At 65.6% G+C, this 9,677-nt stretch carries 9 protein-coding genes and 1 pseudogene; 6 read left to right on the top strand and 4 right to left on the bottom strand.

Annotated features, from left to right (window positions below; all coding sequences use genetic code 11):
* The 3 genes from JNN06_RS13485 to JNN06_RS13475 form a co-directional block, all read left to right on the top strand.
* Positions 1-1,212: sensor histidine kinase (locus JNN06_RS13485; RefSeq protein ID WP_291240110.1), on the top strand; the 1,212-nt coding region annotated here is incomplete at its 5' end.
* 96 nt (positions 1,213-1,308) lie between these two features.
* Positions 1,309-1,929, top strand: a complete 621-nt coding sequence (locus JNN06_RS13480) for an SRPBCC family protein (RefSeq protein ID WP_291240109.1) — start codon at positions 1,309-1,311, stop codon at positions 1,927-1,929.
* Position 1,930: 1 nt separating this feature from the next.
* Positions 1,931-3,100, top strand: a complete 1,170-nt coding sequence (locus tag JNN06_RS13475) for a zinc-dependent alcohol dehydrogenase (RefSeq protein WP_291240108.1) — start codon at positions 1,931-1,933, stop codon at positions 3,098-3,100.
* 136 nt (positions 3,101-3,236) lie between these two features.
* Here JNN06_RS13475 and JNN06_RS13470 read toward each other — a convergent pair whose 3' ends face one another.
* Complete coding sequence (locus JNN06_RS13470; RefSeq protein WP_291240107.1) at positions 3,237-3,437, bottom strand: hypothetical protein; 201 nt, start codon at positions 3,435-3,437, stop codon at positions 3,237-3,239.
* A gap of 241 nt (positions 3,438-3,678) precedes the next feature.
* On the opposite strand from JNN06_RS13470, the gene JNN06_RS13465 reads away from it, so the two are divergent.
* Entirely contained in the window at positions 3,679-4,482 is an 804-nt protein-coding gene (locus tag JNN06_RS13465; protein WP_291240106.1) for a Ku protein, read from the top strand.
* Here JNN06_RS13465 and ligD read toward each other — a convergent pair whose 3' ends face one another.
* The 3 genes from ligD to JNN06_RS13450 are packed head-to-tail and all read right to left on the bottom strand — an operon-like array spanning position 4,483 to position 8,179.
* Entirely contained in the window at positions 4,483-6,996 is a 2,514-nt protein-coding gene (gene ligD / locus JNN06_RS13460) for a DNA ligase D (protein WP_291240111.1), read from the bottom strand.
* A gap of 2 nt (positions 6,997-6,998) precedes the next feature.
* Entirely contained in the window at positions 6,999-7,814 is an 816-nt protein-coding gene (locus JNN06_RS13455; protein WP_291240105.1) for a Ku protein, read from the bottom strand.
* A complete protein-coding gene (locus JNN06_RS13450) occupies positions 7,781-8,179 on the bottom strand; it encodes a hypothetical protein (RefSeq protein ID WP_291240104.1) in 399 nt (132 codons plus the stop codon). Before JNN06_RS13450 ends, JNN06_RS13455 begins: the two co-directional genes overlap by 34 nt.
* Positions 8,180-8,401: 222 nt before the next feature.
* Here JNN06_RS13450 and JNN06_RS13445 point away from each other — a divergent pair, with 222 nt between their 5' ends.
* On the top strand, positions 8,402-9,241 hold the full coding sequence (locus JNN06_RS13445) for a PaaX family transcriptional regulator C-terminal domain-containing protein (RefSeq protein ID WP_291240103.1): 840 nt from the start codon (positions 8,402-8,404) through the stop codon (positions 9,239-9,241).
* A gap of 196 nt (positions 9,242-9,437) precedes the next feature.
* A pseudogene (locus JNN06_RS13440) lies at positions 9,438-9,677 on the top strand (3-oxoadipyl-CoA thiolase); the annotation flags it as partial.

Genomic DNA, 9,677 nt, shown 5'->3' with positions numbered 1-9,677 from the left:
ACGGCCGCCGCCATCTTTCTGCTGGTCGCGCTGATCGGGTTTTTCGCGCAGGCCCATCCGGCAACCGACCCCGGCCAAAGCCTTGTGCGGCAACATGCAATCTCGCAAATCCTTGTTCTGGTGCTGGCCACCACCGGCTATGTCGTGGCCGCCGCCGTGCGCCAGCACCGTCTGGCGGTGGAGGCGCTGGCCGCAAACAACAACCAGCTGGAAGTCCGGGTGCGGGAGCGGATGCAGGAGGTCGAGCTGGCGCAGCGGCAGTTCCAGACCATGTTTGAAAGCGCCGCCGTGGGGATGAGCATCGTCGATCCTTGCGGCACGCTTTTGCGGGTGAACCCCAATTTCGCCGAGATGCTGGGCTATCACCCGGAGGAAATGGAACATCGCCATGTGGACAGCTTTACCCATCCCGATGATGTGCAGAAAACCTCGGATGCGCGCGACCAGCTGCATGATGAGGTGCTGAAGGACAGCTACGTTCTGGAAAAACGCTATCTGCGCAAGGATGGCGAGATCGTCTGGGGCCTCACCTCGGTCAGCTGCGTGCGGGGGCCGGATGGCGCCATCATTCTGGTGATCAAGATCATTCAGGACATCAGCGCCCGCAAGGAATGGGAGGCCACCCGCCAGATGCTGATGCATGAGGTGAACCACCGCAGCAAGAACCTGTTGTCGCTGATCCAGGCCATCGCGCGCCAGACCGGGGCCAAGGCCTCGCATGCGTTTTATGAATCCTTCACGCGGCGGCTGCATGCCTTGGCGGCCAATCAGGATATTCTGGTCAGGAACAGCTGGGAGAGCATCCAGATCCAGGACCTGATCAAGGCGCAGCTGGCCCCCTTCGGCGCCTGGGGCGGCCCGCAATTTCGCCTGTCGGGGCCGGATTTGCGGGTGTCGGCCCGGGCGGCGCAGGGCTTGGGCATGGCGCTGCACGAGCTGGCGACCAATGCGGCGAAATATGGCAGCCTCAGCACCGATACGGGCACGGTGGTCATCACCTGGCACGCGGAGGGCGACAGTTTCGGCATGACATGGCAGGAGACCGGCGGGCCTGCCGTGCTGCATCCGCCCAAAAGCACCGGCTTTGGCACCACGGTGATTGATACGCTGATCCGCTCCACCTTTGGTGCCGAGGTCGGCATCGACTATGCCCCCGGCGGCCTCACCTGGCGCTGCCGCTTCCCCCTCTCTGCCCTGAACACCCTGCCCTGATTGCACTGCGGCGCTGCCTTGCCGCCGGGGGCTGGGGGCCGGGGGGCCGGAACATTTGTGGGGGGCGAGGGTTGCAGAGTCCGAAAGGATGATGCCATGCACAAAACCCTCACACGTTTCGCCCTCCCGCTGGGCGTGGCGGGACTGGCGGTCGCCGCCTATTGGGCCGCCCGCAAACCTGCCTCCTCCCATCCCCCGGACAGCGCACCGGGCCGCACGGCCCGGCAAACCTGGTTCGGCGATTATGTGGTCGGCGGGCGCTCTGTCACCATCGCCGCCGAACCCGAGCCGCTTTTCGCGATCTGGCGCGACCCGTCGCAGCTGTCGCGCTTCATGCGCCATGTGCAGTCGGTCGAAGCGGCGGAGGATGGCACCTGGCGATGGGTTCTGCGCGGCCCCGCCGAGGCCGAGGTGACCCTGCTGACGCGGATCGTCACCGAACGCGCCTCCGAGCTGATCGCCTGGCGCTCGGTCGAAGGGTCAGAGATCGAGGCCGAGGGCAAGGTGATGTTCCGCAAGGCCCCGGCCGGGCGTGGCACTGTGGTCGAGGCGGTCATCGCCTATCAGCCGCCCGGCGGCACCATGGGGCACTGGATGGCCAAGGCCTTTGGCACCGATCCCGCAAGGCTGGGGCGGCACGAGCTGAAGCGGCTGAAGATGCTGATGGAAACCGGCGAGATCGCGACGGCCTCGCCCCCGGCCCAGAAAGGGCATTGAGATGCGCGCACTGACATTTCACGGCACTCACGACGTTCGGGTGGAGACCGTGCCCGACCCCCGGCTGATCAATCCGCGCGATGCGATCATCGAGGTAACGGCCACGGCGATCTGCGGCTCTGACCTGCATCTTTACAATGGCGTGATTCCCGGTGTGGCGCGGGGCGATATTCTGGGCCATGAATTCATGGGCCGGGTGGTCGAGGCGGGGCCTCAATCCACGCTGCGCCCGGGCGAGCGCGTCGTGGTGCCCTTCACCATTTCCTGCGGCAGCTGCTTCTTTTGCCAGATGCAGCTTTTTTCCGCCTGCGACAACTCCAACCCGGTGGAAAGCCAGGATGCGTCGGAGCTGGCCTATGGCCATGCGATGAGCGGGCTTTTCGGCTATTCGCATCTGACCGGCGGTTACCCCGGCGGGCAGGCGCAATATGTGCGGGTGCCGTTTTCGGATGTGGGGCCGATCGTGATCCCCGAGGGCTTGGAGGATGAGCAGGTGCTGTTCCTGTCCGACATCCTGCCGACGGGCTGGATGGCGGCGGAAAATGCCGGCATTCGTCAAGGCGATACGGTGGCGGTCTGGGGGTGCGGCCCGGTTGGCCTGTTTGCGATCCAGTCGGCGCTGATCATGGGGGCGGGACAGGTGATCGCGATTGACCACTATCCCCATCGTCTTGATCTGGCACGCGGTTTGGGCGCCAAGGTGATTGATTACACCCAGACCGATGTGCTTGAGGCGCTGATGGAAATGTCGGGCGGGATCGGTCCGGATGCCGTGATTGATGCGGTCGGCATGGAAAGCCATGGCTTTGCCCCGGACAATCTGATGGATACGGTCAAGCAGAAGGTGGGGCTGGGGGCCGACCGGGGCCATGCCTTGCGCATGGCGCTGATGGCAGTGCGCAAGGGCGGGCGCGTGTCGATCCCGGGGGTTTATGGCGGGATGGTCGACAAGTTCCCGCTGGGCGCGCTGATGCAAAAGGGGCTGGAGGTGCGCAGCGGCCAGACCCATGTGCAACGCTATTCCCAGGACCTGCTGCGCCGGATTGGCGAAGGGGAAATCGACACCACCTTCCTGATCTCGCACCGCCTGCCGCTGGAAGAGGCCGCCGAAGGCTATCGCAACTTTCGCGACAATCAGAACGAATGGACCAAGGTGGTGTTGAAGCCCTGAACCTCGGGGCGCGGCCGCGACCGCAGCGCCTTGCCCTGTCAAGAAAACAGCCCGGCCTTTTGGCCGGGCTGTTCTGGTCTGGGCCGGGGGGTGTCGGTCGCACCTTCCGATCACCCGCTGCGGCCCCGAACCCGCGTCAGCGCTTGTCGCGGTTCTGCTGGCCGGTCTGCTGGCCGGTCTGCTGCCCAGCCTGCTGCTGCCCGGATTTCTGATCCGGCTTTTGCTGGCCTTGCTGCTCCTGCCCCGGCTGGCCGCCCTGGCCACCCTTTTGGCCGCCAGCAGTGCCCTGCTGGTTTTGCTGGTCCTTCTGGGGGGTATTCTGTTGCTGGTTCGCCATGGGTCTTCTCCTGTTTCAGGTGGGTGGACTGATCCAACCACAAGCCCCCCCGAATGTTCCCGACCCGCGCAGGGCTGGCGTCTTTGCCATGCTTCAAGGTTCGGCGACCGGCGCAAGCGGACAGCGACCCCCAAACCCCGAACCCCGAACCCCGCATTGGCAGGCGCCCATCCGCCCGCCCGGCCGGAACCCTTGGTCGCGCGCAGCGTTTACGGGGATCAAACCCTGTGGGAACATCCAAATGGCACCACGCAGTTTCTGGAAGGGCTATCTCAAACTCTCGCTCGTGACCTGCCCGGTGACCATGGCCCCCGCCACCAGCGACAGCGAGAAGGTCCGGTTTCACACCCTGAACGCCAAAACCGGCAACCGTGTCGTCAGCCGCCATGTCGATGCGGTCACCGGCGAGGCGGTCCGCGAAGAGGATGAGGCGAAGGGATACCCGCGCGGCGAGGATGGTTTCGTTCTGCTGGAAGAGGAAGAGCTGGAGAGTGTCGCGCTGGACAGCACGCGGACCATCGACATCGAGACCTTTGTTCCAGCCGAGAGCATTGGCTGGATCTGGTATGACACGCCGCATTACCTCAGCCCTGCCGACCGCGTCGGCGAGGAGGCGTTTTCGGTGATCCGCGAGGCGATGGCCGCGACCGGCACTGTCGGCATTGCGCGGCTGGTGCTGTATCGGCGCGAACGGGCGGTGATGCTGGCACCGCGCGGCAAGGGGATCGTGGTCTGGACCCTGCGATATGGCGATGAGGTGCGCGACGAGGCCGATTATTTCGCCGGGATCGCCGCAGAGAAACCCGAGGCCGCGCTGATGAAGCTGATCAAGCAGCTGATCCATGACCGAAAGCAGCCCTGGTCGCCCGAAATGGTGGCGGATCCGGTGCAGGATCGGCTGCTCGACATCATCGCCGCCAAGAAAAAGGGCCGCAAGCGCCCGGCCAAGGCCAAGGCGGCACCGAAATCCGGGGGCAATGTCGTCAGCATCATGGATGCGCTGAAGAAAAGTCTGGCGGCGGAGACGGGCCGCAAGGCGCGCTGATCAGCGCCTGCGCGGGCCGGGTTTCAGCGGCACGGCGGCCGCGCGGAACCCCTCCCATGGGTCGGCCTCCAGAGCGGCAAGGCGGTTCGACAGATTGGTCACGGTGAAATGTGCCGGGCCGATCTCCGCGCTCAGTTCCTCCCAGAACAGCGGGGTCGAGACGGCTGCCCCCGACCGGGCGCGGGTCGAATAGGCGGAAACGGCAGTCGCCCCGCGCTGGTTGCGCAGATAGTCGATCAGGATCTTGCCCTTGCGTTTGGCTTTCGACACCGTCGCGACGTAGCGGTCGGGCGCATCCGCCGCCATCGCCTCCGCCATGGCTTTGGTGAAGGCCTTTACCTCGGGCCAGGTGGCATGGGGTTTCAGCGGGGCCACCACATGCAGCCCCTTGCCGCCCGAAGTCTTGACGAATGCGGAAAGACCGGCATCGGACAATCGCTGCCGCAGTTCCCGGGCGGCCTCGATGACCCGGAGCCACGGCACGCCCTCACCCGGATCGAGGTCCATGACGATCATATCCGGGCGCTCCCATTCGGCGACCGTCGACCCCCAGGGATGGATTTCCAGCGCGGCGGCCTGCACCAGCGCAATCAGCCCGTCCAGATCACCGATGCTGATCAGCGGGTCTTTGGGGTCTGTCGGGTCGCTGATCAGATCTATGTTCGGGCTTAGCCCTTTCCAGGCGTGTTTCTGAAAGAAGGCAGGCCCGGTGATGCCCTCGGGGCAGCGCAGCAGCGCCAGCGGGCGCCCGACGACAAAGGGCGCGATCTTGCGCCAGACATCGGAATAGTAATCTGCCAGCCCCTCTTTGGTGATCCCGACCTCTGGCCAGTAAACCCGGTCGGGATGCGTCAGCCTGACCCTGCGCTTCGGCTCGGCGGCGGCCTTGGGCGCGGCCCCTTCCCGGACAATCTGCCGGGCCGGTTTATCCTCTCGCAGGCCTCGGAACGCGGCGTGGCGCAGGTGGCCGTCGGCCGTCCAGGCCCGGAACTCGACCTCGGCCACCAGCTCGGGGCGGACATAGCGCACCTTGCTGGCCTGCTCTGCCGTCAGCGCCCCGGCAAAGGGGCTTTCGGCGTCGCGCAGCCTGTCCAGCCGGGTGAACAGCTCCTCCGCCACCCGGGCGGTGAACCCGGTGCCAACCCGCCCGACATGGCGCAGCGCCTTCCCCTCATAGACGCCCAGCACCAGTGACCCGATGGCCCTGCGCGAGGTGGTGGACGGGGTAAAACCGCCGATCACGAATTCTTGCCGGGCCGAGCATTTCGACTTGATCCAGCCCTTCGACCGCCCGGAGCGATAGGGGGCGTCGCGCCGTTTCGAGACGATGCCCTCAAGGCTCAGGCGGCAGGCATGGCGCAGCACCATGGCGCCGCCCTCGTCAAAATGCGCGCTGTAGCGCAGCTCCGGCCCGGCTTCGGTCAGCAGCTGTTCCAGCAGCGCCTTGCGGTCGCATAGCGGCACATCGCGCAGGTCGTGGTCGTCCAGATGCAGCAGGTCGAAGGCGTAGAACAGAAAGCGGTCCGTGCGCCCCTCGCTGAGATCGGCCTGCAAGGCCGAGAAATCCGACGCCCCGGAGGCGGTTTCCACCACCAGCTCTCCATCCAGGATCGCGCGCCCGATGGGCAGCGCGGCCAGCGCGGCAGGCACCGCCTTGCCGAATTTGTCGGTCCAGTCCAGCCCGCTGCGGGTCAAAAGCCGGGTTCGCCCGGCCTCGATCCGCGCTTGCAGGCGATAGCCGTCAAATTTGATCTCATGCAGCAACCCTTCACCCGCAGGCGCGGCGGGGGCCAGCGTGGCCAGCATCGGATCGACGAAATCCGCCATCCGGGCTTTCCGGGCGCCCTTGGCCTCTGTGGCCGCAAGAGGCGGGGTCTCGGTTTCTTCCGCTGCTGCCGGTTGCGCGGGTTTCTGCCGGGCGCGCCGGGCTTTCGCGGGCCTGCCCGGCGCCTCGGCCGCCACGTCGGCCACGTCACGCCCGGTCTTGACCGACAGCGGCTGCGCCTCAAGGATGTCGGGCGCATCCGCCGGGCGGGCCATGGCATCCTCGGCCTTGATCAACAGCCAGTTCTCGCGCCGCTCCCCGGTTTTGCCCTGCATCCGCACCAGATGCCAACGCCCCCGCAGTTTCTCGCCCGCGAGTTCAAATTCAAGATGCCCCTTGGCATAGCCCTTGGCGCCATCCCCGATGGGCGACCAGCTGCCGCGATCCCAGACGATCACCGTGCCGCCGCCATATTCGCCCTCGGGAATGGTGCCCTCGAAATCGCCATAGGCCAGCGGGTGATCTTCCACATGCACCGCCAGCCGCTTTTCCCCGGCAACGAGGCTTGGCCCCCGGGTCACCGCCCAGCTGCGCAAGACCCCCTCCATTTCCAGCCGCAAATCGTAATGCAGGCGACGGGCCGCGTGTTTCTGGATCACGAAGCTGTTGCCGCCCTTGCGCGCCTTGCGGCCCTTCGGCTCTGCTGTCGCGGTGAAATCGCGCTTCTGGCGATACGCCTCCAGGGGCATGGTCAACCGGCCTTCCGCTTGGGCGCAGGCGCGCGCTTCGCCTTGCCGGCTTTGGCGCTCTCGCGCAGGGCCCGCATCAGATCAACCACCTTCTCGCGTTTCGGCGCCCTTCGCGCGGGCAGCTTGCGGCCTTCGCTCTTGGCCTTGACCAGCTCTTCCAGTGCGGCCTCATAGCGGTCATCGAAGGCGGCGGGGTCGAATGTCCCGGTCTTGGTCTGGATGATGTGCCGCGCCAGATCCAGCATCTCCGGTTCGATCCTGACGGCGGCAATGTCCTTGAACGCGGCCTCAGCCGAGCGCACCTCATAGTCAAAATTCAGGGTCGTGGCGAGCAGACCCTGGCCATGGGGCCGGATCAGAAGGCTGCGCATCCGGCGAAACAAGACCGTGCGGGCAATGGCGGCAACCTTGCCTGCGGCAAGCGCGTCGCGGATCAGCGTGAAGGCCTCTTGGCCGGGGCGGCTGGCGGGAGCCAGATAATAGGGCTTGTCGAAATAGACATCGTCAATCTCTGCGCAGGGCAGAAAGGCCGCCACCGCCAGCACCTTGTCGCTCTCGGGGATGGCCGCGGCGATTTCTTCCGGCTCCAGCACGACATGCTCGCCTTCCGAAAGCTCATAGCCCTTCACCTGATCGTCGCGTTCGACCAGTTTCCCGGTTTCGGCATCGACAAATTCCCGCCGGATCCGATTCCCGGTGGCCCGGTTGATGGTGTGAAACGAAATCCGGTCGGAGGTCGAAGCCGCCGTGTAAAGCCCGACTGGGCAAGACAGTTCCGCGACTTTCAGAAACCCCTTCCAGTTCGCCCGAGGTGCCATGGCCGATCTCCTTGTGGTCTGAAAGGTAACGGCCAAGGGGACGTTCCGTTCCGCAGCACCTTGGCCGTGCCGTCTGCGGTGAGGGCGAGGGCAGGAATGCCCAGTCGCGCAAAAAGCGCAGCGGCCGTTTGCCAGCGCAGATCGTCGGGCGGAGTATCGGCGTCGAGCGCGGCGAAATCGGCATGCTCCCCTTCCGCAATCGCCAGGGCGCTGAACGGATCACAGGCCAAACCGACAATCCGCGCGCCGCGCCGCTCCAGCACTCTTGCAAGGCGCAACGCGCGGCGCGGGTCGTTTTCAAGGAGGATGACACCCGAGTTTATCGGATCGCTGGTGCGCGCAGCCACGGCTTCTGATCCCGCCATCCATAGAGCCCTCCTGCATTCGGATCGTCTGGGAAACCGGCAGAAGGCAAGGAGGTTCCCGAGGCTTCGCGGATCAGCGCCGTTGGCCGGGCTTTGGGGGAAGGGAGTATGCGCGGACGCGCGCAGGGCATCGGGTGGAGTTTCCGCAAGCGCCTGTGCTAGATGGGGTCGCGGCTGACCTGCCCGCAAATCCCAACCTTTCGCCCGGAGCATATGTCCAAGATGCGAGACGCCGTTCTCACTGGCCTCGTCAAAGACCTCCAGATGACGGCGGCCTCCTTCATCGTGACCGTCTATGGCGATGCCGTGGCCCCGCGCGGCGAGGTGCTGTGGATGGGCAGCCTTATCTCCGTCTGTGATCGCGTCGGGATTCGTGAAAACCTTGTGCGCACTGCGGTGTCGCGGCTTGTCGTGGCGGATCGGCTGCAAGGGCAGCGGATCGGACGGCGCAGCTTCTACCGCCTTGCGCCCGCCGCCCGCGCGGAATTCGCCGAGGCGGCGCGGTTGCTTTATGCGCCCGGGCTGCGGCCTTCGGGATGGCTGGTTGTCGCGGCACAGGGGTTTCCAGAGGAGACCCGGCGGCGCTTCCACTTGGCGCCTATGGGCGGCGATCTGTGGATGTGCCCCGACTGGGGCGATCTGCCGCCGCAAGCGCAGCTTTTGCTGCGCTGCCCCGGCAATGACCCCGCCCTGCTGCCGGGATTGGCGCGGTTCTGGGATCTGAACGCCTTGGCGGCGCGGTATGAGGCGGTCATTCACCGCTTTACCCCCTTGCTGCATACGCTGCGGGCGGGGCACCGTCTGGCCCCGGCAGAGGCCTTAACGGCGCGCCTTTTGTTGGTGCATGTCTATCGTGGCGCGCTTTTGCGCGACCCGTTATTGCCTGCCGAAATCCTGCCGGAACGCTGGAGCGGTTCGGAGGCGAAAACCGTTTTTTGTGAGATTTATCAATTGCTCAGCCCGGCGGCACAGGCCGGGATCGCCGAGGCGATGGAAGACGAGGCTGGCCCGTTGCCAGCGGCAACCCCGGCCAGCGAGGCTTTGCTGGCAGGTCTGGCCTAGCCCGAACCGCCCCTCCAGATCGCCCCCCCAGGATCGGGGCAAAGCCCCTGCACCCCCGCGTTGCCGGGCAAAACATTACATCAAACCGCCCATGATGTATTGACTTGTAATGTGTCGATGGTATTCATTGACCAATCGGTCGGCGAATTTGGGAGAATCGTCGGCGTTTCTGAAAATAGCGAGGGAGTGAGGCACGATGGACGCCTTCATCTGTGATGCCGTGCGCACGCCTGTCGGGCGCTATGGCGGGGCCTTGGCACATGTTCGCGCGGATGATCTGGCGGCGGTTCCGCTGGCGGCGCTGATGGCACGCAACCCCCAGGTTGACTGGGCGGCCGTGGATGACCTGATTTATGGCTGCGCCAATCAGGCCGGCGAGGATAACCGCAATGTCGGTCGCATGGCCGTGTTGCTGGCAGGCATGCCCATCGGGGTG

The organism is Gemmobacter sp. (assembly GCF_016792925.1).
Taxonomy (GTDB): domain Bacteria; phylum Pseudomonadota; class Alphaproteobacteria; order Rhodobacterales; family Rhodobacteraceae; genus Gemmobacter.
The sequence above is the reverse complement of the archived record's forward strand: the minus strand, read 5'-3'. Positions and strand labels throughout refer to the sequence as shown.

Coding starts and splice junctions, on each gene's coding strand:
- JNN06_RS13455 (WP_291240105.1), bottom strand. CDS start 7,814: ATGGCACCTCGGGCGAACTGGAAGGGGTTTCTGAAAGTCGCGGAACTG.
- JNN06_RS13480 (WP_291240109.1), top strand. CDS start 1,309: ATGCACAAAACCCTCACACGTTTCGCCCTCCCGCTGGGCGTGGCGGGA.
- JNN06_RS13445 (WP_291240103.1), top strand. CDS start 8,402: ATGCGAGACGCCGTTCTCACTGGCCTCGTCAAAGACCTCCAGATGACG.
- JNN06_RS13470 (WP_291240107.1), bottom strand. CDS start 3,437: ATGGCGAACCAGCAACAGAATACCCCCCAGAAGGACCAGCAAAACCAG.
- JNN06_RS13450 (WP_291240104.1), bottom strand. CDS start 8,179: ATGGCGGGATCAGAAGCCGTGGCTGCGCGCACCAGCGATCCGATAAAC.
- JNN06_RS13465 (WP_291240106.1), top strand. CDS start 3,679: ATGGCACCACGCAGTTTCTGGAAGGGCTATCTCAAACTCTCGCTCGTG.
- JNN06_RS13475 (WP_291240108.1), top strand. CDS start 1,931: ATGCGCGCACTGACATTTCACGGCACTCACGACGTTCGGGTGGAGACC.
- ligD (WP_291240111.1), bottom strand. CDS start 6,996: ATGCCCCTGGAGGCGTATCGCCAGAAGCGCGATTTCACCGCGACAGCA.